18 protein-coding genes and 1 pseudogene are annotated in these 25,801 nt (G+C 65.3%); 9 read left to right on the forward strand and 10 right to left on the reverse strand.

The genetic code is table 11. From position 1 onward, the window contains the following. Window positions 1–112: 112 nt before the first annotated feature. From AC1DJW_RS13965 to AC1DJW_RS13980, 4 genes are all read left to right on the forward strand, one after another. Window positions 113–5,674, forward strand: a complete 5,562-nt coding sequence (locus AC1DJW_RS13965) for a hypothetical protein (RefSeq protein ID WP_476901689.1) — start codon at window positions 113–115, stop codon at window positions 5,672–5,674. Between the two features lies 1 nt (window position 5,675). Next, on the forward strand, window positions 5,676–7,430 hold the full coding sequence (locus AC1DJW_RS13970; RefSeq protein WP_476901690.1) for a hypothetical protein: 1,755 nt from the start codon (window positions 5,676–5,678) through the stop codon (window positions 7,428–7,430). Window positions 7,431–7,460: 30 nt separating this feature from the next. Then, on the forward strand, window positions 7,461–7,826 hold the full coding sequence (locus tag AC1DJW_RS13975) for a hypothetical protein (RefSeq protein WP_166185560.1): 366 nt from the start codon (window positions 7,461–7,463) through the stop codon (window positions 7,824–7,826). 109 nt (window positions 7,827–7,935) lie between these two features. Beyond that, window positions 7,936–8,307, forward strand: coding sequence for an HU family DNA-binding protein (locus tag AC1DJW_RS13980; RefSeq protein WP_071416746.1), 372 nt, complete (start codon window positions 7,936–7,938; stop codon window positions 8,305–8,307). 232 nt (window positions 8,308–8,539) lie between these two features. Here AC1DJW_RS13980 and AC1DJW_RS13985 read toward each other — a convergent pair whose 3' ends face one another. Continuing rightward, window positions 8,540–8,914, reverse strand: a complete 375-nt coding sequence (locus AC1DJW_RS13985) for a hypothetical protein (protein ID WP_256248819.1) — start codon at window positions 8,912–8,914, stop codon at window positions 8,540–8,542. A 153-nt stretch (window positions 8,915–9,067) separates the two neighbouring features. Here AC1DJW_RS13985 and AC1DJW_RS13990 point away from each other — a divergent pair. The 5 genes and pseudogenes from AC1DJW_RS13990 to AC1DJW_RS14010 all read left to right on the forward strand — a co-directional run. Further along, a pseudogene (locus AC1DJW_RS13990) lies at window positions 9,068–9,628 on the forward strand (ATP-dependent DNA ligase); the annotation flags it as partial. A gap of 122 nt (window positions 9,629–9,750) precedes the next feature. Further along, window positions 9,751–11,223: a tyrosine-type recombinase/integrase gene (locus AC1DJW_RS13995; protein WP_476901691.1), complete on the forward strand. Its 1,473-nt coding sequence runs from the start codon at window positions 9,751–9,753 to the stop codon at window positions 11,221–11,223. A 104-nt stretch (window positions 11,224–11,327) separates the two neighbouring features. Further along, complete coding sequence (locus AC1DJW_RS14000) at window positions 11,328–12,953, forward strand: hypothetical protein (RefSeq protein ID WP_476901692.1); 1,626 nt, start codon at window positions 11,328–11,330, stop codon at window positions 12,951–12,953. Then, complete coding sequence (locus tag AC1DJW_RS14005; protein ID WP_476901693.1) at window positions 12,950–14,995, forward strand: hypothetical protein; 2,046 nt, start codon at window positions 12,950–12,952, stop codon at window positions 14,993–14,995. Before AC1DJW_RS14000 ends, AC1DJW_RS14005 begins: the two co-directional genes overlap by 4 nt. Beyond that, window positions 14,992–15,405 carry a hypothetical protein gene (locus AC1DJW_RS14010; protein ID WP_476888376.1) on the forward strand — a complete coding sequence of 138 codons (414 nt, stop codon included), beginning with the start codon at window positions 14,992–14,994 and terminating at the stop codon, window positions 15,403–15,405. The genes AC1DJW_RS14005 and AC1DJW_RS14010 overlap by 4 nt, the downstream gene beginning before the upstream one ends. 196 nt (window positions 15,406–15,601) lie before the next feature. Here AC1DJW_RS14010 and AC1DJW_RS14015 read toward each other — a convergent pair whose 3' ends face one another. The 9 genes from AC1DJW_RS14015 to AC1DJW_RS14055 form a co-directional block, all read right to left on the reverse strand. Continuing rightward, on the reverse strand, window positions 15,602–16,675 hold the full coding sequence (locus AC1DJW_RS14015; RefSeq protein ID WP_476901694.1) for a LacI family DNA-binding transcriptional regulator: 1,074 nt from the start codon (window positions 16,673–16,675) through the stop codon (window positions 15,602–15,604). Window positions 16,676–16,795: 120 nt separating this feature from the next. Then, window positions 16,796–17,797: a sugar phosphate isomerase/epimerase family protein gene (locus AC1DJW_RS14020; RefSeq protein WP_476901695.1), complete on the reverse strand. Its 1,002-nt coding sequence runs from the start codon at window positions 17,795–17,797 to the stop codon at window positions 16,796–16,798. Window position 17,798: 1 nt separating this feature from the next. Then, window positions 17,799–18,947: a Gfo/Idh/MocA family protein gene (locus AC1DJW_RS14025; RefSeq protein ID WP_476888755.1), complete on the reverse strand. Its 1,149-nt coding sequence runs from the start codon at window positions 18,945–18,947 to the stop codon at window positions 17,799–17,801. Between the two features lie 65 nt (window positions 18,948–19,012). Then, a complete protein-coding gene (locus AC1DJW_RS14030; RefSeq protein WP_476888379.1) occupies window positions 19,013–20,131 on the reverse strand; it encodes a Gfo/Idh/MocA family protein in 1,119 nt (372 codons plus the stop codon). Beyond that, window positions 20,128–20,880: a sugar phosphate isomerase/epimerase family protein gene (locus AC1DJW_RS14035; RefSeq protein ID WP_476888380.1), complete on the reverse strand. Its 753-nt coding sequence runs from the start codon at window positions 20,878–20,880 to the stop codon at window positions 20,128–20,130. The genes AC1DJW_RS14030 and AC1DJW_RS14035 overlap by 4 nt, the downstream gene beginning before the upstream one ends. A gap of 85 nt (window positions 20,881–20,965) precedes the next feature. Next, complete coding sequence (locus AC1DJW_RS14040; RefSeq protein WP_476888381.1) at window positions 20,966–21,862, reverse strand: carbohydrate ABC transporter permease; 897 nt, start codon at window positions 21,860–21,862, stop codon at window positions 20,966–20,968. A 12-nt stretch (window positions 21,863–21,874) separates the two neighbouring features. Next, entirely contained in the window at window positions 21,875–22,834 is a 960-nt protein-coding gene (locus AC1DJW_RS14045; protein WP_476888382.1) for a carbohydrate ABC transporter permease, read from the reverse strand. A 2-nt stretch (window positions 22,835–22,836) separates the two neighbouring features. Next, on the reverse strand, window positions 22,837–24,132 hold the full coding sequence (locus AC1DJW_RS14050) for a sugar ABC transporter substrate-binding protein (RefSeq protein WP_476888383.1): 1,296 nt from the start codon (window positions 24,130–24,132) through the stop codon (window positions 22,837–22,839). A gap of 167 nt (window positions 24,133–24,299) precedes the next feature. Continuing rightward, window positions 24,300–25,463 carry a LacI family DNA-binding transcriptional regulator gene (locus tag AC1DJW_RS14055; RefSeq protein ID WP_476901696.1) on the reverse strand — a complete coding sequence of 388 codons (1,164 nt, stop codon included), beginning with the start codon at window positions 25,461–25,463 and terminating at the stop codon, window positions 24,300–24,302. Window positions 25,464–25,801: the final 338 nt, after the last annotated feature.

Genomic DNA, 25,801 nt, shown 5'->3' on the forward strand with positions numbered 1-25,801 from the left:
CCGCATTCGTCTTTTGGCTCGTTTCTGACTCGTCTATCGCCTCCATTCGAATCATCAGAGTATGATCTATACATAGTTATGTCCCCGAGCGTCCACAGGAGGCTGAGTAGCAATGAAGAAGGCACACGGACTGAGGCGGTACTTCTACGAGTACGTCCTCTACAAGGCAGTCGAGCAGGCCCGGGAGCAGAGCGGGGAGATCATTCCGATCTCCCAGGCGAAGGCCATCCGTGCACGGGTCGACCAGATCCTCAACCAGCGCGGAACCGCCCTGGCTGATCCCGGACTCGGCGTCACCGCGTGTCTGACTGCGATCGACACGGCCTTCTCCGAGCGCGTCCCGGACTACGAGGCGCAGTTCGGCGACCACTCCCCCGCCAACGAGCGCTACCAGACGCTGCAGCGCGAGTTCACCCGTGCCACGGGCGTCGGAGCGGAGATCGACCCGCGTTCGGCGCGGCTGCCGATCAGCCCTTACGACCCGGCCTGGTCCGAGCGCGCGACGGTGAAGCGCGCAGGTACCGAGCTGCTGTACATTCCCGACGAGACGATCGTGAAGAACGCCGGCGGCGAGGTGGAGTCCTTGTCTGAGCCGCGCCGCGGGAACATGACGCTCTGGCGGCTCGACGAGGACGGTAAGCCGTACGAGGCCGGCCGTGCCATGACCAACGACGACGCCGCAGGCCTCACGGCGCTCATGGACAAGATGAGCCGCCAGGAGTACGACCAGGTCCGCGAGTGGGTCATCGACGGCGGACGCGACCCGCAGACCGGCCGCGTTGACCGCAACCGTTTCATGTCCCAGCGGGCGGTGGCGCGCTCGGCGGCGCTGCTCGAGGAGCTGAAGTCCCAGGGCGTGGCCTACGAGGTCCTGCGCGACCGTGAGCCCGGGCAGATCAAGGCCCGGATCTCTGGGACCGGCATGGAGATCCGTCTCACTGACACGCGCCAGGACGAGTACGCCGGGGCGCGCATCTACGACAACGGAACGGTGCTGCGCTACAGCACCAATCACCGGGTGCCCGGCGGCATGGCCGTGCCCGCCCCGACTTCCGAGGACGCCGTGCGGCTGTTGCGTTTTGCCCAAGGCCTGCCCATCGAACGCGAGGATCTTCCCGGCACGGTGGTCGGCGTCGTCGGCTCCAGCCACCCCGAGCATGGCCGCGGCCGCTCCCTCATCGACGTGCCGGACAGCTATCACGTCGACCGCGAGAGCATGTTCGTCGTCGCGGACTATGTCGTCCCCGGTGAGAGCGCCCCGCGCCCCGGGTCCAAGGTCATGCTGCGCCGGGATGCCAAGAACCGCTCCCTGCCGACCTTCTTCCTGGATGCAGAGCCGGCCGAGGCCTACGGTCGCGAGGCCGTGGACACCGCGCGGGAGAACCTGCGCGCCGCCCTGGGCGTCGAGGAGCTGATCCTGCGCGCGGAGTCTGAGCTGCAGCGCACCGAGGGCGCGCTCGACGAGATCGAGCCCCCGGAGTATGCCTCTGACCCCGAGGTCGCGGCGATCCAGCGCTCTTACTGGGACGTGCTCACCGGAGCGCGCAGCGAGCTGCTGCGTCCGGGCGCGACCGAGGAGATGTACCAGGAGCGCCTGGAGGAGATCGGCGAGCTGCAGGCCGGTGAGCTTCCGGACCTGGGCAACCTCGTCTATGGTGGCACGGCCGCCGACAAGGTCCGTGCGCACGCTGATGACGTTCCGTTCGAGCTGGTCGGCACCTGGGATGCCGAGCCGCACCTGATCGACGGTGAGTGGCTCGACCAGCGCTTCGACCCCGCCCGCGTCGCCAAGTACATGACCAGCCCGACCGGCCAGTGGTCTAACCTGGACAACCTTGCCTCGGCGCTGCGCCGCTGCGGGGTGCCTCCCACCGAGCTCATGGGTACCAGCTTCCAGGCGACCCGCTTCAAGGACCGGATCGTCTCCTTCCATGCGGCCACCGCCGCCCCCATCGCCGAGCATCCCTCGGAGTTCATGCGCCGGATCGGTCAGACCGTCCGGGAGAGCATCGAGCGCAACGCCGCGACGCCGGGTGAGATCCTGGTCGACGCGCAGGGCGTCATCAGCTGGACCGCCGAAAAGCTGCGTCGTGACGGCAAGGCCACGCCGGTCTCCGGTGAGATCGGCCAGGTCTTCGATGTCGGCAGCCATGGGGAGATTGTCACGCGCTTCGCCAGTGGCGAGAACGCGCTGATCGTCCCCGGCTACGAGGCGCGGATCAAGGCCCAGACCCCGGGCGAGGCCCCCAAGTCGGTCGAGGAGCGCACGGTGCTGCGCGGCTACGAACAGCTGATGCACGAGCGCATCCAGTACCAGCTTGCCGGTGACCTCGTCTCCGGCCGCAGCCGGACCGGCGAGCCGGCCTCGCTGAACGCGGTGTACTCGCAGCTCTACGGCACCAAGCACCCGGTTGACTTCCTCGAACGGGCCACGACGTATGAGGTCGACCCTGCCACCGGCAAGGCCACCGCACGGCTGGACGAGTGGACGGCCTCGATCCTCGAGACCGAGGCCAAGCGCGTGCGCTACTCCAACGAGATCAAGCAGGGCTCGACGATCTACGCTGAGTACCGCGCCGAACGCGATCGCACCGACCCGGCCGACGACAACGTCTTCGACGCCTGGCGGCTCACCGGTGGACGGAACATGACGGTGCTCACGGGAACCGACCGTAACCATGTGACGGCTCCCGGCGGCTTCTTCGATCCGGTGATGACCGGCGGCGCGACCAACCAGGGCATCGTGCGCTACCTCACCGAGGACGCCGCCGTGCGCCCCGACGGCACGATTGAGCCGGGTGACCCGGAGACCGTGACCGGCTCCCGCGCCCCGCTGATGAGCCGGCCGGAGCTGGAGACGCTGCGCTATGATCCGTTCGACCGCCAGCAGATGACGGCCTCGACGATCATGCAGTCTTCCGAGGTGACGAAGCCGACCGGCACCGCTCTGATGACCTTCGGCGGCTGGACGGCCGACGACCCGATCGTGGTGTCGACGGAGTTCTCCGAGCGGCATCGCATCCGCGGGGCCGGTGGCCAGCTGCGCGACCTCGTCGTGGGCGACAAGATCAGCGATCTGCACGGCAACAAGGGTGTCGTCTCTCTGGTGGTCGACCGCCACATGGACCCGGACGAGGCGCGTGCCCAGGGCCTGGAGCAGGAGGTGGCCTGGTTCAGGGAGAACCCGGGCATCGACGTGGTGATGAGCCCGTTCTCGCTGATCTCCCGCCGCAACGCCGGATCGGCGCGCGAGCTGATGGGTGGTGCCGTGGGCGACATCCGCCGCCCGGCCGTCCAGGGCCCCGATGCCGGGCCGGTCGACGGAGGGTTGGGCGAGATGCGGTTCGTGGTCACCCACATGGCTGTCGACGAGAAGACCAAGATCTACGACGACGAACAGGTGCGCGCCGGCAAGGGGCGCAAGGCCTCCTCGCAGCTGGCCTGGGCGCTGCAGTCCCAGGACTGCCCGGCGATCATGCGCGAGTTCTACGGCCACAACTCCGGTGCCGAGTCGAACCTGCGCGAGTATCTGCTGGTGGCGGGACTGGACATGGAGGCCGACGGCACCCTGCGTGTCGTGGGCCAGGCCGAGAGTGTCGACGAGCGGCCCGAGCGCCGTCTGATCCCGATGCCGGAGCTGATGCGCACGCAGCCGCGCAGCGAAGGCGCGACGCCGGGGCTGAACACCACGGCCATGCGCAAGTCCTTCGGCGACCTGATCGGCGATCGTGGCGGCGACATGGAAATCCCCTTTCCGCTGACCTACCCGACGAGTCAGCTGACCGAGACGGTCAGCGCGACTTCGTGGAAGCTGCCGGTGCTCTCTTCGCACCTGCGCAGCGGCCAGGAGTTCGACGACGGCACGTCCGTCACGCACGACTACACGCGTAGCTATCAGGACGTCTTCGTCGAAGCCTGCCGCTACCGGTACATGGCCGAGCAGCTGGACGACCACGGCCTGTCGCCGGACAAGCGCGCCGAGGTGCGCCGGGGCATGAGCGAGTCTGTCTCGCGGGCCCAGCGTGCCTTCGAGGCGATCACCACGGACGTGCAGAACCGCGTGCTGACCGGCAAGAACAACATCTTCAAGACCGGGCTGATGAGCTCGCGCTTGTCGGACTCGGCCACGATGGTCTGGACCGCCGACCCTCGGCTGGACATCGATCAGATCGCTCTGAGCTCGGTCAAGGCCGAGCAGCTGGGCCTGGCCGAAGGCGATCACGCGCTGGTCTGGCGCGACCCGGTCCTGCGCGACGCCGGCGTGCGCTACATGCGCGTGGCGATCGACGACCGGCTCACCGGCGCGGCGATCAACCCGGTGATGGACCAGTGCTTCGACGGCGACTTCGACGGTGACGCGGTCGCCGTCGTGAGGCTGCACAGCGAGGCCGCCAAGGCCGAGGCGATGGCCAGGCTCTCGGTCGGAGCGAACCTCCTGGACACCGGCGTGGTGAAGGCCGACGGCTCGCACCCGCTGGCCATGCAGGTCTCGCTGGACACCCAGGTGGCGCTGTCCAAGAGCCCGGAGCTGGCGGAGAGCCTTGAGAGTGCCGTCAAGGAGGCGAACCGCCTGCGGTTCGTCAGCGATCCGCACGAGGTTGCCGCCGGCCACGAGGTCCTCGTCGAGGAGCTCAGCGATCTCTATCGCTCGGCACAGCGCGGCGAGTTCGGCTCGGCGCTGACCTTCAGCAGCCGCGAGGCGCACTTGCAGAGCGTGCGCGAAGTCTGCGTCGAGACCGGGGCCAAGGGCAGCGAGAAGAAGCTCGGGGACTACGCCCGCAACCTCGGCGACGAGCAGGGCACGCCGGGCATCACGCAGGAGGACCAGGAGGCCTCGATGTTCGCCACGGCGATCAAGGCCCACGGCACGGGACTGGGTGGCTCGTTCTCCCAGCGTGCGGTGCGCGCCCTGCGTGGCGCTGACCTGAAGGCGGTGCTTGAGGTGACCTATCCGGTGACCCAGTCGATCCTGCAGGCCAAGCACGACGCTGCGGAGGCCCGGCACAAGTACGAGATGCTGCAGGGTCCCGGGCGCGATCTGTGGCGCGGCCGCAAGCTTGAGCACACCGGCCCCGGCCAGTGGCGTCCCGAGTTCGCCGACGGCGAGGCTGTCCAGGCCACGGCCGAGGAGTGGGAGGCCCAGTTCGTTGAGTTCTACGAGGCCAAGGACGGGTTCAACGTTTCGGTCAACCCGGACTGCGTCGCCCGTGTCGCCCGCGCGCTGGAGGACCCGAAGTCGGGCCTGGTGCGCAACCTCGAGGAGGACCCGTCCCTGGCGGGCACGGTGATGGACCGTATGGCCTACGGCGGCGACTTCGAGGCGCTGGTGCAGGCTGCGAAGAATCGCGAGAGCGTCTTCGACGGCGAGAAGAACGAGCAGTTCGCCTCAGCGGGCACCCGCCGTGCCCGGGCCGCGGCGGCGCGCGAGCTCGACGCGTTCGCGGCGCACGGCCTCGACGGGCTGGACGGCCTGGACTCCGCGGAGGCCGCGGTGGATGCCTCGGTCCTCAAGCGTGACGTGCTCGCGCAGACCGGGGACGGGGCCGCCAGGGCGCGCGGTGCCAGCCGGCGCTCGGCACACGCCGTCGGCGTGGGCGGCCGTCGCCCGGCCTGGACGCCGAGCTACGAGACCGGGCAGCAGCAGAGTGACGACGACTATGGACTGGGAGGCTGACATGACACAGGACACGGAGCAGGAAATGGGTCCGGGCGGCAGGGGCCGGGGGCGCAAGGCACTGCCTGTCGACCCGTTGGGCGACGTCCATGCCGTGTACGGGATGGACGGCGGGGAGGAGGACATCATCGACGCGGAGATTGTCGACGAGCCGGAGACGCAGGCCGGACACGACACCTCACGCGGGCAGCGCGAGCGGCTGCGCGACCGTGCCCGCGGCTTCTTCGGGGCCACGACGCGGGAGTGGACCGAGGAGCGGGAGCGCCAGCGTGCACGCGACCAGGAGCGCGCTGCGGCCGACGATGACGGCCTCGACGACCGGGAGCGGCTGCTGAAGCTCCGGGCGGAGACGCGGCTGGCGGGCGAGGCGTACATGCAGACGCTGCGCGATTCGAAGCTGCTCGTGCCCGGCTTCAACGACGGGGAGCGCACGAAGGAGTTCGACGCGATGCACGCGGTCTACATGCAGATGATGATGCAGGGCTGCCTGCGTCCGCTCACCCGCGGCGTGAACCCGAACTCGGTCATCCAGGCCGCCGGCATGATGATGGCAATGCGGATGCTCGCTCCTGACTTCAGGAAGGAGATGGACTCCTACCTGCAGCCGTTCAAGGACAAGGTCCAGGACCGGATCGATGCGAAGACCCGGCACATCGGCGAGAGGGCCGAGCGCCAGGCGGCCCTGGTCGGAGATCTGTTCGGGGGCGCGCCGGAGGCGCAGGAGGCCGCCGGCGACGACGGCGGGAAGCAGTCCGGGAAGTCGGGCGGGCGGTGGGGCACCAGCAGGGGCGACTTCCTTTCCCGGCGCTGGCGTACCCGCCTGGAGGACCTGGAGCGCCGCGAGCGGGGCAACCGTGAGCTGTTTACTCCCGAGTCAGCGGCCATGACCGAGGTCGCACTCATGGAGAACGCCTTCTGGAAGATGCGTGACCCCGAGCAGGACGCGAAGCAGATCAAGGCCAGCTACAAGGCCCTTCGCAAGCGCCTGCGCCAGCAGATGGAGGACGACGGGCTCGACCGTGCCGAGGTGGTCAAGCGCGCCCGGACGATCATCGGCGAGCGGATGGAATCCGAGCCGGAGCTGCGTCTGATGTTCAACGGCGTCGCGCACGGCCGCATCGTCAAGGCCCCGCCGCACGAGGCCCGCCTCGCGGGCACCGACAGGGTACGCGAGGTCTGGACCGGGGAGTTCGACGACCACCTGGGCCGGCGGATCCCCGACGAGGGCATGTTCACTCTGCGCCTGCCGATGGAGCCGGACGAGCACCAGGTGCAGCTGGCGGAAACCATGAAGGCGTCGATGCTGGACGGCGTCCAGCGTGGCGACGGACAGGCCCTCGGCGGCAGCGTCATGGGCTACATGATCGGTTTTGCGGCCAAGAAGCAGGGCCTGGACACCCGCGGGCTGCCCGAGGACCTCCAGCAGCGCCTCGACCAGTCCGAGAGCATGCTCGCAAGCATGGAGATCGATGGTCTCTCGGACGAGGAGCAGCAGCGTGTCTACTCGAACGCCTACGTGGACGCCATCGAGGAGCTGAACAAGGAGGACCCGGATTTTGAGCACGAGCTCAAGCTGGCCCTCGGCGAGGACTGGCAGGACACGATGCGGGCCGCGGTCGACGATCCCGCTACTTTCCTGGCGGCGCAGCGCACGCGGCCCCAGCCCTTCCGACAGGGGCCCGGCCCCTCGGCCCGGCCGGGGCCGGAGGGCCAGTGGAGCCGAGACCGCGGAGCCGAGGACTACCAGCCGGCATAGTCCGGAAACGAACGAGAAGGAGACAGGACCATGAGCGACGACCAGCAGGTAGAGCAGCAGGAGCGGTACGGTTCCCGGCTCGCCCAGATGTTCGGGTACGTCACGCCTGAGGACCGCGGTCGCTGGGAGCAGCAGCGTGCGCAGAATAAGAAGAACGTCAACGCAACCAAGCAGGGTGCGAAGTCCTCGGTGAGCTCGATGATGGAGTTCGGCGACAAGAACATCAACGCCAAGCTCAACGCGGCCCACCGGATCGCCGACCAGCAGCGGTTCGACGAGTCCCACGACAAGATCGTCAGCACACGGCGCGATCCGAAGACCCGGTCGATTATTGAGTCAGTTGACTACGAGTACAAGGACGACCGCCAGTCCATTGATCCGGATTTCGAGCTTTAGTTGAATGGATACCGACAGGCCTGTGGATCGCTTTTCGACAGGCCTGTCGGATAAACTGATTTTCAAGCAGGAAGCGGACGACGAGGGACGATAGGACAAAGGTGTGGGCATGAAGACGACGGTTCATCCGCGGATCAGCAAGCGTGGATTCATCTCGAAGGTGGCCGGCCGCAGCGGACAGCCGATCAGGGTGGTGAGTGAGGTGTATGAGTCGCTCATCGCGGAGCTCACCGACGCCGTGCGCCGTGGAGACACCGTCGTGCTCACTGGCTTTGGCCGCTTCGCCCGGCAGACGCACAAAGGCCACAAGGTCCGGTTCGGCAAGAAGGACGTGGATGACTACTCGGTGCTGAAGTTCTCCGCGTCACGCAGCATCAATCGACGGCTCGATCCGGACGCTGACCTTGGTAATCCGGAGGCGTTGCGATTGATTGACGAGTTTGACGAGGCTGAGGAGGGCTTGGTCCGGGCGGCGGGATAGACGAGGGAAAGTTGCTCACGGAAAAAATAAGAACCCCGGCGATGCGGAAGCATCACCGGGGTTCTTATTTGTGCACGGGGCTGCAGGTGCTTTTGTTGCTTGGCAGCTTTGTGATCGGGCTGGGGCCGATTCTTTGGTATGTCGGTTGGTTCTGGCAAAGAATCGGCACTGACAAAGCACGAGCTACGTTTAAGGAGTCCCCGGCAGCTGCGCCCCGGTAAATACCGGCAGGTCACAGGACCTTGATGGCGGCCTTTTGCCGTCGTTTGGCACTTGCGGTCCGGGCCGCTTCGGCAATGCTCCAGGCAGCCGATTCAGCAGTTCCGTTGGCCGGATGCACGAGGACACCGCGTGCGCCAGTAATGCTGTCACCTGTACGGGTGCTGGCATGAACGCAGTACCTGCGCTGGTTGTGCACGGTGTAGGTGACTTCCAGCTCGAGCTTGACGTCCCAGATGTGTTGCTGGTCCCGCAGAGCTTTCTTTGTCGCTTCCAGGAACATCAGGGCTGCGGCATCTTCAATCTGCTGTGAGGTGGGTTCCTTGTAGCGCCGGCCACCGGCAGTCCCGGCAGACCCAGCGGGGTTTGTAACAGCTTCAGTGGACATGACGACTCCTGTTTCGAATGTGGTTGGTTTCCCTGATCGAAGAAGGACCCGGTCACAGCTTTGCTGTGACGCTTCCCGGTGCTTGGTGCTGTATCCAGCCGGGAGGAAGCCTTGTTTCCACCCCTGCTTCGCTGGGCTTACGCTGTGCCCACGATGTTCGAAGGTTTGCCGGCCGCCCTGCATCCTCCTGTTGCCCTTGCTTTGGCCAAGGCCGTGGAGTCGATACCACGCGGTGACGCACTGTCCGGCGGCTCAGTCTTTGAGATGAAGTTCGACGGTTTCCGGGCAGTGTGCCTGGTCGGTTCGGATGGGGCGTGGCTCTACAGCAGACAGGGCAAGGATCTGAGCAGGTACTTTCCGGACGTGTTGGCTTCCGTGCGTGAGCAGATCCCTCCGGGCTGTGTTGTCGATGGCGAAGTTGTGGTGTGGTCCGAAGGGCGGCTGGATTTCGATGCGCTGCAGATGCGCCTGGTGAGCTCAAAGGCGGCTCTTGCGGAGCTCGTGATGAAAAGCCCTGCCTCGCTGATCGCCTTCGACGTCCTGGCAGTGGCCGGGCAGGATACCCGCGGGCTTCAATTCCGGGACCGCCGGGCTCTGCTCGAGGAGCTGGCGCGCGGGTGGGTTCCGCCACTGCATCTGTCACCGGTGACCAGTGACCGGGCCCTGGCGGCCACGTGGTTCAGTGACATGACCGCCACGGGCGTGGAAGGAATTGTCATTAATTCCCTGTTGAATAAGCGTGTTGATGCGGTTCAAGAGGGGTGTGAGTGGTGCGAGGATGGCGTATTTTTTGGGTGCCGGCGGGGCGGTCTGTCGAGTCGAAGCGATTGCCGGTCTTGGGCGGTTGGGACGGCCTGGCGAAGGACGAGGAGCGGGCGGGTGTGCGTCCTGGGACGCCCATCCTGCTGTCGCCGGACTGCCAGATCGATGGACGGTTGGCCCGTTTCCTGGTCCGTTCGTCCTTCGCCCGGCTGGAGCAGGAGACGAAGCGGAACTATGCGACGGACTATTGCGTCTTCTTCGACTTCCTGTGGCGTCGAGACAAGAACTGGGATGAGGCAGGCCCCGATGACCTGTGGGATTTCGAGGACTGGCGCACGAGGTCGCTGAGCAACCCGCGGCGGGTCGGCGGTGCCCGTTGGAATCGGGGCCTCGCGGCTTTGGGTCGCCTGTACTCGTGGGCGGTCAAGCAGGGATACGTGTCCGCGAGCCCGATTGAAACGCGGGAGGCGATCGGGCGGCACGGGCAGGCGGTGGAGGTGCCTGCCGCCCGGGCTAAGGATGCGAGGTCCAGTGATGTGCGCTGGCTGACGCCCAGGATGTTCCGGCGTTGGGTGGATGTGGGCTTGCGCGGATTCTCCGCGGACGGTGTGCCGGGCGCGGCATGGGGCGGGCGGATGGAGGACCGGAATTCGGCTTTCGCCAATCTGTTGTTCTCATCGGGTCTGCGTCTGACCGAGGCCGCTTCGCTTCTCACCGTCGAGATCCCCCAGTCCGAGGTAGGACACCGACGGTACTATTCGGGCCGGCTGGCCCCGGTGGTGACGAAGTCAAAGCGTGCCCGCACTTTCTATATGGCAGCACCGGTGGTGGGCGAGATCGAGGCGTACTGCGATGCCGGCCGGGCGAGGGTGATCCGCCGTGCGCAGCGGCAGGACCGGTATGACGTGCTGCCGCGGATGCGTCTGGTGACGTCGGTCTCCGGGCACCGGATGAAGGTCCTTCACTGGCGCGATCGCGACGGAATGCTCGGTGAGACGGCCCTGGCACGGGCAAGCGTCGAGGAACGGGCGAATCTTTTCACTGAAGGACCCGAGGGGCCTGAACCCCTGTGGCTGTGGCTCAATGAGTCCGGCCTGCCGTTTCAACCGGCATCCTGGGAGGGTGTGTTCCGGACCGCCACGGAACGGTGCGAGAAGACCCTGCCGGGAGAAAAGGGTGATGCTCCGTTCTGCACCCCGCACATGTGCCGGCATTCCTTCGCGCTCTACATGCTGGTCGCGCTCCACCACGCGATGGATGTCCGGCTCGGCCTGACACCGAAGGAGCGCCGCGACTTCCGCCTCCTCTACGGGGATCCCTGGCGGATGGTCCAGGACCTTCTCGGCCACGCGGACGTCGAAACCACCCGCAGGATCTATCTGGCCCCGGTCTCCGACCTCCAGCTCCACTCGCTTATCTCCTCGCCTGCGCCTGGTTCAGGGGCCCCGCAGGGAGGGGCGGCCGACGATGTCTCCTGGATTCTCGCCCGGCTCGCAGCCGAAACGGGCACGATCCAGGACCTGATTGACGACGAGGCTATCCTGTGAGCGGCCGAGGGCAGCGTGCTGCCCTGCCGCCGGAGCCCCACCACCGGCCGGTTCCGCGGCCCCATGATGGGCTGACGGTCGAGCACCGCGACAGGAAGGGACGGGTGGGCACGTTCAACTTCGACGAAATCCCGGTGGGCCCGGAGCTGCAGCGCGCCTTTGCCCGGTGGTTCGCCGAGAAGTGTGCTCCGGGCGGCGGGTGGGACTCGCTCCCGTCAAGCAAGGCCATGTGGTTCCGCCTTACCGCATTCGGGCGCTTTTGCGCCGAACAGGACAATCCGCCCCAGCGCCTCGTCGACATCACACCGGCGCTGTGGAACAGGTGGCGGATGCGTCGGCCGGAAGGCATCTACGGCTACTCACAGGTGATCGCACTGGGTGGCTTCCTCAGGAGACACGACGAGCTGAGCGAGGCCACGAGGTCCGCGATGGCCAAGCGGCTTCCCTTGGTCACGTCCACGGGACGGGCGTTGGCCCCGGACGAATTCGAGGAAGTGCGCGCCGCGGCCCGGAAGATCTTCCGCTCCGCCTACTTGAGGATCCGGGCCAACACAGAACATCTACGGCGATGGCGTGAGGGATCCTTCGAGCAGCAAAGCCCGGACTGGATCCTCGGAGAGGCCCTGGACTCGCTCGCCCGCACCGGATATGTCCCCTACATACTTCGCGAAAGCGGGACCAAACGTACTATTCACCGTTACGTCGCAGTCCTCGGCGGAGAGGCCCCGCAGTTCACGTGGATGCGGCTATTTCTGAGCCGGTCCGAAGCGTATGCGCTGGCCGTATTGCTCGTAATGGAGTTCGGACTGAACGCGACCGTGGTGTCGGAAATGCGCACGCCGCGGGCCTTGCAGCACGGCGGATCCGGTGGCTTCCCCATCTACCGGTTGGAGCTGGAGAAGCGGCGGCGGGGAGCCGGCCGCCACTTCGAGACCCGGAATGTCCCGGACACCGGCGCCGACACACCAGGGCGGCTGATCTCGAAGGCTCTGGAGGCAACTTCTCACGCGCGGGCCTTTGTCACTGCCGCCGACAGCGCCCTGGACTTCCTGCTCATCTGGCGGAACTCCCTGCCGGGGCCCAGGAACGCGTCCCCGGTGACGCCATTCGGGATCGGCCTGACGAAGAACGCGGCCGACTCCTGGCTCCGGGAAACCGGCCTAACCGGCGCTCCCCTGCAAAGACTGCGGAAGACGGTCAATGTGCTGTACCGCAGGGAGCCCGGCCAGAACAGCCAGGACACCCACGACGCGGTCTATGTCCTCCCCGAACCCCAGGCGCAGCAGGCATCCGTCCCGATCGTCGCAGAGGGCGCCGAGAGCGCACTCGCCCACGCCCGGCACACCGTCTTGCGCGCTCAGCTTTCCGACACGGCCCGCCCGGATTCCCAGGAGACCCCCACTGCCGCCTGCTGCGACTACAAGAGCAGTCCATTCAGCCCCCATGGAACGGGATGCCGGGCCTCGTTCCTGATGTGCACGGCGTGCCCCAACGCGCGGATACACCCGAAGCATCATCCCCGTCTGGCATACCTGCACCGCTCGTTGGCCAGCTTGCGTTCGGTCCTGGGCGAAGAGACCTGGGCATCGGACTGGGGCAACCCGTTCACGCGTCTGGAGGACCTCAAGCGCAGGCTCGGTGACCAGGTCTGGGCGACCGCCCTGGCCAGCGTGACCTCCACCGACAGAGCAATCATTGGCAGCCTTCTGGAAGGACAGTACGACCTGTGACCCTCGCAATCGAAGAGAGCGCTTCGCACCCGGCACTGCATGCCCACGCCATCCTGCCCGGTCTGGTCGCCGAAGGCTTCACCGGCCCGGTCCCCCGATACGGGGACCCGTCCTGGAGCCTGGACGCACTGGAGCACGGCCCCGGTGTATCGCGCACGACGATCCACTGGGAGACTGTGCCCGCGGCTTTCCGGGAGGAACTGCGGCACCTGACTTGGCTGCTGATCAACACTTCGCTGCCCGCCACCTTCCTGATCGGCAGACACCCTCGGTGGCGGACCACCGTATCACCCCGACATGTGTATCCCACCGTGGCGATATGGAGGGCATTCTGCCAATGGCTGGAAAAGAGGGGAAGCGCATCCCTCGGCGACTGCACTCCGGCAGACCTGCAGGCCTACGCCCTCCACCTCGCAACAGACCGGGCAATGACGCGCAACCCCGCCCAGAAAGTCCTCGCAGCCCTGACCCGGCTCTGGGCGCTGGACTCCTCGAACCCCTTCCCGGTCGGACTCTGCGAACCGCCGTGGCTGATAGAGGGCGCCGATGATTTCCTTCCGGCCGGGTCGTCCGTGGGCGAGAACTCGACAGAGCCGATCACCCCGGAAACCATGGGACCACTGCTGATCTGGGCCCTGCGCGTGGTCGACGACTTTGCCGAAGACATCCTCACTGCCGTCCAACGTAAAGAAGAAATACTCGCCAAAAGCAAGCAGAACGCGGCCACTCCAGAAGGCCAGGCTGCGCTCGAGGACTACCTGGGGCGCCTCATCGCAGCCGGCACATCGCCACCGAGCATGGCAGCCGGGAACAAGAGCGGACTCGCTGCGACGTACATCTCCTACGTAACGGGGGCGGCGGTCCATCAGGTCCACCATCAGGTATTCGCAGGGCGTTGGCGGGAACAGCTCTTGTCCGCCGATGGTCCCGCTCCCGTCTTCACAGAGATCTCGGGCACGGTCGATGGCCGCGCCTGGAAGGAATTCATTGACTACTCCGAGGCGGGGACCCTCAAGACCCATCTGACGACCGCGGCCTACATTGTGGTGTCGTACTTGACGGGAATGCGGCCCCGCGAGCTCCAGGGTCTCGAAAGGGGCTGCTGCCCGGAGCCGGAATCGGGGCGCTACCTGATCTACGGCCGCGTTTACAAGACGGCCGTCAACGACGACGGGAACCACGTCCCGCAGGGAACAATTCGCGACGTTCCCTGGGTTGCCATCGAACCGGTGGTACGGGCCATCCGCACCCTTGAGAGGATCAACCCCGACGGGTATCTGTTCGGAGACCTGCCGCCCGACACCATGAACATGCGCATCGAGAAGTTCATTACATGGGCTTCGAACCTCGCCAAGAGCCTGGACCGCCCCCACGAGACAGTCCCTGGGGACAAGCATGGCTCGATCGGGGTCTCGCGGTTCCGCCGGACGCTGGCCTGGCATATCGCCAGACGCCCCGGCGGGCTCGTCGCCCTCGCGGTTCAATACGGCCACATGCGCACCGCCATGAGTGCCGGGTACGCGTCACGGAGTCGGAACGGAATGCACGACCTGCTCGACCTGGAAACGGCTCTCGCAGCTGCCGACACGCTTGCCTCGCTCAACGAAGACCTTGCGAACGGCGCAGGCATCTCAGGCCCGGCGGCGCGCAGAGCCATCAACGCCGCCCGGCACGCCCCCGAATTCGCTGGCACGATCGTCAACGCTAGGCAAGCCCGTGCGCTTTTGGAGAACCCGTCGCTGACCGTCTACGAAAATCCGTCCGCGATGCTCATGTGCGTCTACAAACCGGACCGCGCCCTCTGCAACCGCATCACCGAACGCGAAGCGCCGCGCCTGGACCGCTGCGTCACATCCTGCGCGAACATCGCACGAACCGATGATCACGCACAACTGATGCTACAAGAGGCGGAATCCCTGGAGAAACAGGCCCCGAAGGCGCCCGAGCCCCTCGGACACCGGCTCGAGGCCCGGGCCCGGCGGCTCCGTCAGGAAGCCGATCAGCACGAGCGTTCCCGCATTGTTATCGAGGAGAGACAATGAGCCCCGCGCAAGACGAACGCGCCCACATCCAAGCGGCCATGGAGCGAATCCTTGACGGGTACCCGGAGAGGTCAAACGGGGCCCTGACCGTCGTGGCCCTCGCCGCAGAAGCAGGAGTCCCGCGAAACGCGCTCACTCAGCGGCACCCCGACCTGAAGAACCTCTTCTACGAGCAGGTAAGAGCGTCCGGCGGGACACCAGACAGCGAACTACGCCTCCGGCGCGAGACAGCCAGGCTGAAACGGCTGCGGGAGGAAGACAGAAAAGTGATCCAGCAACTAAAGGCAGACAGCGAAGCCCTCATCGGCGCCCTCCACCTCGCACAGCTCCAAAATGAAGAGCTCCGACGGCGACTGGCAGAGTCCGGAGGCATGATCCATGCCATAGGCAGTAGTTTGACGCAGAAATGAAACGGCTTCCGCTAAACGACAAAGTGAACATGCCTCGCAGCAGCCATGGGAGATAGTCCCCGTACTACTGCGGTACCGCTGACAGGCACCGAAGAACATCCTCAGCAAGTCTGCTCCCGAAATCGGGTCTTGGAAAACCCCTCAACCTGCGCGGGCATCAAGACCGTCTGGGTCCTTACCTGCTCGTATGGCCTTTCTATTGTGGCAGCCACCGTGAAGGTCGGCCCGTTTCTTGTGGTGCTGCTGTTGACTGCCGAATCATGAGCTCTGGAGACCACGCGGCCGGGTGGGTGACGTCGCGGTCACCTTCCAAGGCGGCGAGGAGACTTTGTGCGCCCTGTGCCGCCCTCCGGGCTGAATATTGAATGACCGCCGTCAATTCCAGTGATTCGCCCAGGTCCTGGCCGTCCATTGCCACGATGGACAGATCTTCAGGAATCTTCAGGCCCTTCCGCTCGGCTTCCAACAGCACGCCCAGAGCCATCTCGTCGGAAGCGCAGACGATCGCGGTCGGCTTTGACCCGGGCACCGCCCAGAGACGGCTGAACGCCGTCCGGCTGTTGCGGATTACCCCTGGCCGACGTTCAATCCGGACTTCCCTCAGCTTGATGCCATCAGCGTTCAGAGCGCTCGTCCAGTGTTCCAGTCCGCCTGCCTGCAGCCGGGTCCGGATCGCGGCCCCAAGTTCGCCATGGAAGAAGGCCAGGTCCGTGTGCCCGAGCTGAACCAGGTGGCGAATTGCGGTGGTTGCAGCTTCTGCCTCACTGTCGTCCTGTTCGCAGTGCAGACCGATCACGATGTGCGGCATCCCGTTCCGTTGCAGTTGCTCGATCTGGTCCTTTTCCAGAGTGCCGGCCCCGAGAACCAGAAGCGCGTCCACGCGTCGGCAGAGCATGTTCAGGTCCATGGGGAGCTGCGGACTGGCAGAGGGTTGCGGGAGATGGAGTAGAACCAGAGAATAATCCCGGCCGCGGAGTGCCCGCTCGGCTCCTTCAACAGCCGCGCTGTATGCAGGGTGACGAAGGGAGGAAGTCACAACACCGACGCTTCGTGTCTTGCCTGTGGCCAGCCCTGCGGCGGAGGCCGAGGCGGTGTAGCCCAGGGCCTGCGCGATTTCGAGAATTCTCGTCCGTGTGGGTTGGGCGACCCTCGGAAGACCCCTGATTGCGCGGGAAACGGTGGCCGTGGAAACACCGGCCGCCGCGGCCACATCTTCGATGCTGGCCTTGGGGTGGTGCGCCCGCGTTGCTCTACCGGCAGGCTGTATCAAAGCGAATCCTTTACAGTGTGGGGCCTGCACCCTCCCCCGGGAGGTCTTCGCGTTGGCCGTTATAGGGACCTAGGCGATGCCGCCTTGACCAACAAGCCGGGCGTGCAGGTGGTGCCGCTGCTAGTCCTGGCTGCTGAAGGCGGCGTCGAAGCTGGCCTGCGAGGGCGGGAAGTCGTATTTTTTGAGGTTGGCGAGGGCTTCGGGGGCGCCGTGGAGGCGGTCCATGCCAGCGTCCTCCCATTCGATGCTGATCGGTCCGTCGTAGCCGATCGCGGTCAGGGCGCGGAAGGAGGATTCCCAGGGCACGTCGCCGCGTCCGGCGGAAACGAAGTCCCAGCCGCGGCGCGGGTCGCCCCAGGGCAGGTGGGAGCCCATGACGGTGTTCCGGCCGGTGGGGCGGAGCTTGGTGTCCTTGCAGTCCACGTGGTAGATCCGGTCTTTGAAGTCCCAGATAAAGGAGACGGGGTCGATGCCTTGCCACATGAAGTGGGAGGGGTCCCAGTTCAGCCCGAACGCTTCCCGGTGCCCGATGGCTTCCAGGGTGCGCACGGTGGTCCAGTAGTCGTAGGCGATCTCGGAGGGGTGGACTTCGTGGGCGAAGCGGACGCCGTGTTCGTCGAAGACGTCCAGGATGGGGTTCCAGCGGTCGGCGAAGTCCTGGTAGCCTGCGTCGATGTCTTTTTCGGGGACGGGTGGGAACATCGCGACGTATTGCCAGATGGAGGAGCCGGTGAATCCGACGACGGTGCCCACGCCGAGGGCTTGGGCGAGGCGGGCGGTGTGTTTCATTTCTTCGGCGGCGCGTTGGCGGACGCCTTCGGGGTTCCCGTCGCCCCAGACCTTGGCGCCGACGATGGCTTGGTGGCGGAAGTCGATGGGGTCATCGCACACGGCCTGGCCCTTGAGGTGGTTGGAGATGGCCCAGACCTTGAGGTTGTATTTGTCCAGGATGGCGAGCTTGGACTCGACGTAGCCGGGTTCGTCCCAGCGCCAGGCGTCCAGGTGGTCCCCGGACACTGCGATTTCCAGGCCGTCATAGCCCCAGCCGGAGGCTAGGCGCGCGACGTCCTCGAAGGGCAGGTCGGCCCACTGGCCGGTGAACAGGGTGTACGGGCGGGGCATGTCAGGTTCCTTGTATCTGTGACGCTGGACTGGCGACGACGGATTGATGGACGGGGGTTACGGTGCTTTTGTTGTTGGCTGACTCTTCGACGGCGGCGAGCACCCGTTGAACCTGGAGTCCTTCTTCGAACGACGGTGACGGTGCCTCGCCGGAGTTAATGGCCAGCAGGAAGTCCCGGATCTGGTGGGTGAAGGTGTGTTCCCAGCCGATGATGTGGCCTTGGGGCCACCAGGCGTCCATGTAGGGGTGTCCGGGTTCGTTGACGAGGATCCGGCGGAAACCTTGCTCCCCGACCGGGGTGGTGGCGTCCAGGAAATTCAGCTCATTCAGGTTTTCCAGGTTGAACGTCAGGGCTCCTGCGGTGCCGTAGACCTCGATCTGGAGGCTGTTCTTCTGACCGGTAGCCACCCGTGACGCTTCGACAGAGGCGCCCATGTCGCCGGTGAGCCAGAATGTCGCCCACGCGGCGTCATCCACCGTGACCTCCTCCAATCCAGACGGACCAGGGCGCTGTACGACGAACGTTTTCAGCACCCCTGAGGCTTCAAGAACGGTTTGCCCCGTGAGGTAGCCGATTTGGTCAATGGCGTGGGAGGCGATGTCTCCCAGGGCACCGGAGCCTGCGGTTTCTTTGCGCAGGCGCCAGGTCATGGGCGATTCGGCGTCGGAGAGCCAGTCCTGCAGGTAGGCGGCGCGGACGTGCCGGACGGTGCCCAGCCGTCCCTCCGCGATCAGTTCCTTGGCGAGGGCGAGGGCCGGGACGCGGCGGTAGTTGAATCCGACCATGGACTGCACCCCTTTTTCCCGAGCGGCCCGGGCTGCCTCAGCCATGGTTTCGGCTTCAGCCAGGGTGTTGGCCAGGGGTTTTTCCACGAGGACGTGCTTGCCTGCCTGGAGTGCAGCAATGGCGATCTCGGCGTGCATCCACCCGGGTGCGGAGATGTCGACGATGTCGATGTCCTCACGGCTGATGACGTCCCGCCAGTCGGTGGCCCATTCGGTCCAGCCGTAGCTCGAGGCTGCGGCGGCGACCTGGGCGGCATCCCGGCCCACCAGGACCTTTTGCTCGAAGACCGGGACGTCGAAGAAGCTGGCGACGTTCCGCCATGCGTTCGAATGGACCCTGCCCATGAAGGCATAACCGATCATGGCCACGCCGAGGGGGCGGGTCTGTTCCTGCCGGCTGTTCTGTTCTGCTGACACGGCGCTCTCTCCTAGAGTGTTTGCGCTGACGGTTCCCAGTCCTCCGGGAGGGCAGCGGAGGCCGGGGCGGAGCTTTCAACGTCGATGAAAGCGCCCGATTCGATGGATTCGGAGATCGAGACCATGGTGTCCAGGACGTGGAAGGCGAGGTTGCCGGTGGCCCGGTGGGGAACGCCTGCCCGAATCGAACGGGCCATGTCCAGCACACCCAAACCGCGGCCGTCTGCGGGACCGGTGGCCGGAACCGTGGTCCAGTCCTGGTCCCCGGCCCTCCAGATACGGACATCACCGGCGAATTCGTTGGGGTCAGGAAGGGAAATCGTGGCCTCCGTCCCTGTGATCTCCACGAATCCCGTCCGTTCGCGCGGGGATTCGAAGCTGAAGACGCTGTGGGAGGACGCCCCGCCGTCGAATTGGGCCACGGCGGAGACATGGGTGGGAACATCGACGGTGAATTCCGTGCCCGCATTCGGTCCGGACCCGATCACCCGGACTTCCTTTGCTTTGGACCCGAGGGCCGCGACCCTGCGGACAGACCCGAAGGTCTGAACGAGGGCCGTGAGGTAGTACGGGCCCATGTCGAACAGCGGGCCGGCGCCGTACTGGAACAGGAAACCAGGATTGGGGTGCCAGGATTCCGGGCCGGGCGTCTGGAACGTGGTCATCGCAGTGAGCGGCGTGCCGATGTCCCCGCGCTCAATGATCCGCCGCGCCGTCTGCAGGCCCGCTCCCAGGAACGTATCCGGGGCGCAGCCGAGCCGCATGCCCGCGGCGTCGGCGGCCTTCAACAAACCAAGCCCCGACTCCCGGTCCAGCGAAAACGGCTTCTCGGTCCAGACGTGCTTCCCCGCCCGGACCGCGGCGGTTGCCACTTCCACGTGCGCGGCCGGGATGGTCAGGTTCACGATGATCTCGACACCGGGGTGGTTCAGCGCCGCCTCAACCCCGCCCCACCCCGGGATGCCGTACTCCTTGGCCCGCGCTTGGGCGGCTTCTTCGAACAGGTCCGCGATGACATGGACCTTCAGGTCAGGAAAGCCTATGAGGTTGTCCAGGTACTGTTTGCTGATGTTCCCGGCGCCGATAACGGCGACGCCGACCGGCCCGCTGCCGGTGGCGGCGCCGCTCATGCCGGCTCTCCTGCGTTCACTGCCGCGTTCTCCAGATAGCGCAGGCTTTGGGTGATGCCCTCGAAGATGTCCCCTGCGTAGTCGTCGAACTCAACGACACCCACCTCAAGGGACCCGGCCGCCGCAATGACGTCCAGGACTGCGATCCGGCCCCCGCCAGCGGGTTGCTGGGCTTTGATGTCGGCAGTGATCGGGCCGTCCTTGATATGGATGAACTTCACCCGGTCACCGAGGCGCCGGAGGAGGGCTTCAGGATCCTGGCCTCCGACTGCCGCCCAGTAAACATCCACCTCCAAGACAACCTCCGGTTCCAGCAGCCCGGCGAGGTACTCGAGGGCGGTCTGGCCCTCGATCATCGACTCCAGTTCCCAGTCGTGGTTGTGATACCCGACGCGGATGCCGTACGCGGCGCCCTTCTTCGCCGCCGCGTTGAGCTTTCCGGCCGTGGCCCGGATGTCCTCGGCCCTTTGCCAGTGCTCTGCCGGCAGGAAGGGGTCAATGACCGTGGCGATGCCCAATTCCCTGGCAGCCTCAAAGATTTCGTCCTGGTCCTGGCTCATCAACGGTGCGTGGCCGGAAGGTGCCGTCAGGCCGTTCTGCGCCAGTGCGGCACCAAGCTCCTTGGCTGTGGCCACGAAGTCGTACGGCTCGACCTGGGTGAAACCGATCCCTGCGACCTTGCCGATGGTGCCCGGAAGGTCGGCCTGCATGGCGTTGCGGAGGGTGAACAGCTGAAGTGAATATGACATCCGTTTCCTTTTGAAATGGGCTTTGTGATGGGAAGAGACAGCGGCCGCGCCGGGCGCCGCGGTGTGGGCGGGGAGCCCGGAGGGCTTACTTGATGCCGGTCGATGCTACGCCCTGGATGAAGAACCGTTGCAGGGCGATGAACAGGGCCACGATGGGGGCGATGACCAGCACGGAACCGGCCAGGAGCAGGCCGTAGTCGGTTGCGTTCTCGCCGGTCGAGAACAGCGACAAGGCAACGGGCAGCGTGTATTTGTCTTCGCTCTGGGCGGCCACGAGGGGCCAGAGGAAGTTGTTCCACGATCCGAGGAATGTGAGGATCCCCAGTGTTGCCAGCGGAGGCCCGCAAAGGGGCATGACGATCCGGGTGAAGGTCCGCAGTTCGCCGGCTCCATCGATCCTGGCTGCTTCGATCAGGGAGTCCGGTATGCCCATCATGAACTGCCGCATCAGGAAGACGCCCAGGGGCGAGACCAGGAAAGGCAGGATCAGGGCCGGGTAGGTGTTGACCAGGCCCAGCTTGCTGACCATGACAAACAACGGAACGAACGTCACGACGCCCGGGACCATGAGGGTCACCATCACCAGCAGGAACAGGACCTTCTTGCCTGTGAAGTCCATCTTGGCCAGGGCGTAGCCGACCATGGAGCAGAACAGGAGGTTCCCCAGGACCGTGACGACGGCGACGATGATGCTGTTCATGAAGAAGGTGTTGATGTGCAGGTCGGTGAACCAGCGCACGTAGTTATCCAGGGTCGGGTCCTGCGGCCACCAGGTGACGGGCCGCCGCAGGAGCTCTCCCTGGGTTTTGAAGGATCCCAGCAGCATCCAGACGAAGGGCAGCACCGTCGCGGCTCCGGCAAGCACCAGCCCGGTATATACCCAGGCCTGTTTTCCGATGGTGGAATGCTTCCGGCGCGGTGTGACGGCCCGTCGCGTGGCGGGGCGGGCCGGCGCCGCGGGTGCGGTTTTTGTGTTGGTCATGGTCTGCTCGCTTCAGTCTTTGGAGCGGAGGGTGCGGAACTGGATCAGGCTCAGCAGGGCGATGGCCACGAACAATACGTAGCTGGCGGCCGAGGCCAGGCCATACTTGCCGAACCCGAACTGGTTGAAGGTGAAATAGCTCACCGAAAGCGTGGAGTCCAGGGGGCCGCCCTTGGTCATCACGAACGGCTCCTCGAAGAACTGCAGGAACCCGACCGATAGCAGGACCGCGCCCAGCAGCAGGGTGGGGCGAAGGATCGGCAGCGTGACCCTCACGAACCTTTGCCAGGCGTTGGCGCCGTCCACCTCGGCAGCTTCCAGGACCTCGGTGGGGACGTTCTGCAGCCCGGCCAGGAAGATGATCATCAGGGTGCCCATGTTGCGCCAGACCGCCATCAGGATCATCGCCGGCATGGACCACGCCGTACTGTTCAGCCAGTCCGGCCCCGCGATGCCCACCCAGCCCAGCACGATGTTCAGCAGGCCGTCCGGTTGCAGGATGAACCTCCACACGACCGCGATCGCGACGATGCTGGTCACCACCGGGGTGTAGAAGCCGACCCGGAAGGCGCCGCGGAACCGGGTGATCCCGTTGTTCAATGCCACCGCCAGGGCCAGCCCCGCGGCCATCGTCAACGGGATCCCGACGATCACGAAGTAGCCCGTGTTGAGCATGGAGTGAAGGAACTGCTGGTTGCCGAAGAGCTCGGCAAACTGGTCCAGGCCGACGAAGCCCACGCCGAACGGGTTCCGGACGTCCTTGCTCGTGAAGTCCGTGAAGGACAACACAAAGGAGGACAGCAAAGGCATCAGCATGAAGAAACCGAAAATGAGGACGAACGGCAGGGCGAACAACCAGGCGACAAGGCTCTTCCTGCGGCGTCGGGAGGCTGCACTACGGTGTTCCGGCGTCCGGGGCAGGCCGGCGGACGGAGTCCTGCCCGCCTGCCCCGTTGCCGCTGTGACGGCCATGATTACTTCCCGGTACCGATTTTATCGGCGGTGGCCTGCAGGTCCTTCATGGCCGCTGCGGGGTCCTTGCCGGCCTTGACGATCTGTTCCAGCTGGGTGTCTGCTGCCGCGGAAACCTGCGTCCAGGTGGAGATGGTGGGCGGGAAGTTGGTGTCCTTCATCTGCTCACCGAAGACCGCAAGCTTCGCATTCCCGGCCAGGCTGGGGTCCTTCCAGGCGCTTTGCAGCGCGGGAAGGCTCCCCGATAGCTTCTGCCACTTTGTCTGGACTTCGGGCTTGGAAAGCCACTGTGCGAGCTTCCAGGCTCCGTCCCTGTTTTTTGCGTCTTTGAAGACCACCAGGTCCGAGCCGCCGATGAAGGACGTTCCGGTGACCTGCTTGGGGAAGGTCGCCACCATGTACTTGTCCTGGAAACCAGGGCCGCCGGCCTGATCGAGCTGGGCGAGCTCGGATGGTCCTCCGATGAAGACCGGCGCTTCACCGTTGACGAATGCCGCCTCTGCGGCACCGGATCCGGTCGCAGGGTTTTTGTTGGCCAGCCCCTCTGTGAAGAAGCCCTGGTAGTACTTCAAGGCCTGGACGATTTCCGGAGTGTCAAAAGTCCACTTCGAATTGTCCTGGCTGATGAACTTCGCGCCGTTGGACCACAGGAACGGAAGCATGGTCTGGAAGGAGTCCGAGCCGCCCGCGGGAAGTTGGAGCCCGTATTTCACCCCGTCCTGTGACTTCAGGGCCTTGGCCATGGCAGTCAGGCCGTCCCATGAGGTGGGGAATTGAGGGTAGCCGGCCTTGGCGGCCAGGTCTTTGCGGTAATACAGGACCCGGGTGTCGACGAACCACGGCACCCCCAGGCTGGTACCGCTGATCTGTGTGGACTTCACCGAGCTCGGGAAGAAGGCCGAGCTATCGATCTCCGAGGGCTTGGGATCGAAGGCATCACTGAAATCGGTCATCCAGGTGGTGCCCATCTGGGCAATATCGGGCGTGGTGCCTCCGGCGATGGCCGTCTGGTACTTGTTGTGCGCCGCATCCCACGGGATGGCCGTGACATTGACCTTCACACCAGGGTTTTCGGCCTCAAAGTCCTTCAAGAGCCCGGGAAGCAGCTTTGCCTCATCCCCTTGGGCCCACAGATTAATCGTTCCGGTAGCGGCACCGCCTGCGACTGCCTTTCCGGTTTCCGGAGTGCTCGTGGCTGCGTTGTCCCGTCCGCAGCCGGTCAGCAGCAGCCCGGCGGCAAGGCCAAGCGCTGCGATCTTCCTGATGCGGACACGCGTGTCCCCAGTGGTTTGGATCATCGTTGTTCCCTTCGGTCGGACGCCCGGGGCGCCAGGTAGCAGAACGCCAGATTGATGCGCTTAGATGCTTGCAAAGCAGGCACTCAATGCGCTTAGATCGGGCTGTAGCTCAATCTAAGCGCATTACTGTGATTTTGACAACAGTTTTCCGTGCGGAACTGCTCAGATCATCTTTTCGCGCAGCCGCAGCTTTCGCGCACCACAAGGTGCACCGGCAACTGCCTTTCAACGAGAGGGGCAACGGGCTGGGAGATGGCGTCGACCAGGATTTCCACGGCCGTGCGCCCCATCAGTTCCATCGGCTGGCGGACCGTAGTCAGTGTCGGGCTGACGAGCCGGCCCGCCACGATGCCATCAAAACCGGCCACCGCTACCTGACCCGGAACCGAAACTCCGGCGGCCTTGAGTGTCTCCATGACCACCAACGCTTCCTCATCATTGGCGCAGACAAAACAGTCCGGAAGGGAACCGGAACCCAGGAGGTCTGCGATCAGATCCGCAGTCACACCGCTGGCGCCGGGCCTGCTTTCCAATGCGGGCAGAACCTCCAATCCGCGGGCACTAAGCGCCGCGCCGAAAGCCTCGTACCTCGCTTCCGTCTCGACGTTGGGGATGCTGACGAACATCAGCTTCCTGAACCCGTGAACGCCAAGAAGATGCTCCATGAGCTGCCGCATGCCCGAGGCATTGTCCACCGTCACGTGATGGAGCCCGTCTATCCCGGACGGGTCGGAGAGTTCAAGAACGGGAATGCGGGCCGAGATGCGCCGGGTTACCTCTGCAGGAATGGTGCGGGGAAAAATAATCAAACCGTCGACCCGGCCGGCAATGTCAGTCACTGCCCTTTCGCTGCTGGCCCTGTTGCCGCCGCCGATCATCAGCGCGTAGCCCCGGCTAAAGCTCTCCAGCTGGACACCCCGCTGGACCTCGTCAACATAGACCGGGAACAGCCGGCAATCATCATTAGGCGCCACGACAGCAGCGGCCCGGTCTTTCTTCATTCCCTCCGCATCGGGCAGAAAATTCAGGAAGTCGAACGAAAAGAGCCCCAGTGCACCGGTACGGCCCTTGGCCAAGCCGCGGGCGCTGGCACTGGGCACATACCCGAGGGCCCGGGCAGCATCAATCACAGCGACTCGTGTTGAGTCTTTAACCCGGTGAGGCTGCGTGAAAGCAAACGAAACCGTGGCAATCGACACCCCAGCCCGCTCCGCAACGTCATAAACCGTCGGACTCTTCGCCACTGCCATCACTCCCCTTAACACGCAGACTATGCGCTTAACAATAGAGGCGAAAGCCGGGAGTGGATCTTGTCCCTCACGGCCGGGCATGTCGGCCCCCGATCCCGCCGGGTGCCTCGACCCGATGCATTCATCAAGGATTTCGGCTTGCACGGCCGGCTGAACGGCGTCGGACTGGGCCCGCAGGGTGAAAACCTCGGCAGTGAACGGGCCTTCTGCCGACTCCTCCCGACGTCGGTGGCGTCCGATTCCCTGGAGCGGGCCCGACGGTGGCCACTTGGGGTTCCCGTAGCATCCGCCGAAAATCGGGCGGATATGGCTGGTTGCGGTAACCCGGCAGTTCAGTCGTGTCGGTTGTTCGGCTGTAGCGTGGCGAAGTCGGCGTGGGCCTGGTCGACGGCGTCGGGGTAGGCCTGGCGTTTTTCGTG

Source organism: Arthrobacter sp. 05L417, assembly GCF_056397865.1.

Excerpts from the sequence above, each read along its gene's own strand:
- AC1DJW_RS13965 (WP_476901689.1), top strand. The coding sequence starts at position 113 with ATGAAGAAGGCACACGGACTGAGGCGGTACTTCTACGAGTACGTCCTC.
- AC1DJW_RS13970 (WP_476901690.1), top strand. The coding sequence starts at position 5,676 with ATGACACAGGACACGGAGCAGGAAATGGGTCCGGGCGGCAGGGGCCGG.
- AC1DJW_RS13975 (WP_166185560.1), top strand. The coding sequence starts at position 7,461 with ATGAGCGACGACCAGCAGGTAGAGCAGCAGGAGCGGTACGGTTCCCGG.
- AC1DJW_RS13980 (WP_071416746.1), top strand. The coding sequence starts at position 7,936 with ATGAAGACGACGGTTCATCCGCGGATCAGCAAGCGTGGATTCATCTCG.
- AC1DJW_RS13985 (WP_256248819.1), bottom strand. The coding sequence starts at position 8,914 with ATGTCCACTGAAGCTGTTACAAACCCCGCTGGGTCTGCCGGGACTGCC.
- AC1DJW_RS14010 (WP_476888376.1), top strand. The coding sequence starts at position 14,992 with ATGAGCCCCGCGCAAGACGAACGCGCCCACATCCAAGCGGCCATGGAG.
- AC1DJW_RS14020 (WP_476901695.1), bottom strand. The coding sequence starts at position 17,797 with ATGCCCCGCCCGTACACCCTGTTCACCGGCCAGTGGGCCGACCTGCCC.
- AC1DJW_RS14025 (WP_476888755.1), bottom strand. The coding sequence starts at position 18,947 with ATGATCGGTTATGCCTTCATGGGCAGGGTCCATTCGAACGCATGGCGG.
- AC1DJW_RS14030 (WP_476888379.1), bottom strand. The coding sequence starts at position 20,131 with ATGAGCGGCGCCGCCACCGGCAGCGGGCCGGTCGGCGTCGCCGTTATC.
- AC1DJW_RS14035 (WP_476888380.1), bottom strand. The coding sequence starts at position 20,880 with ATGTCATATTCACTTCAGCTGTTCACCCTCCGCAACGCCATGCAGGCC.
- AC1DJW_RS14040 (WP_476888381.1), bottom strand. The coding sequence starts at position 21,862 with ATGACCAACACAAAAACCGCACCCGCGGCGCCGGCCCGCCCCGCCACG.
- AC1DJW_RS14045 (WP_476888382.1), bottom strand. The coding sequence starts at position 22,834 with ATGGCCGTCACAGCGGCAACGGGGCAGGCGGGCAGGACTCCGTCCGCC.
- AC1DJW_RS14050 (WP_476888383.1), bottom strand. The coding sequence starts at position 24,132 with ATGATCCAAACCACTGGGGACACGCGTGTCCGCATCAGGAAGATCGCA.
- AC1DJW_RS14055 (WP_476901696.1), bottom strand. The coding sequence starts at position 25,463 with ATGCCCGGCCGTGAGGGACAAGATCCACTCCCGGCTTTCGCCTCTATT.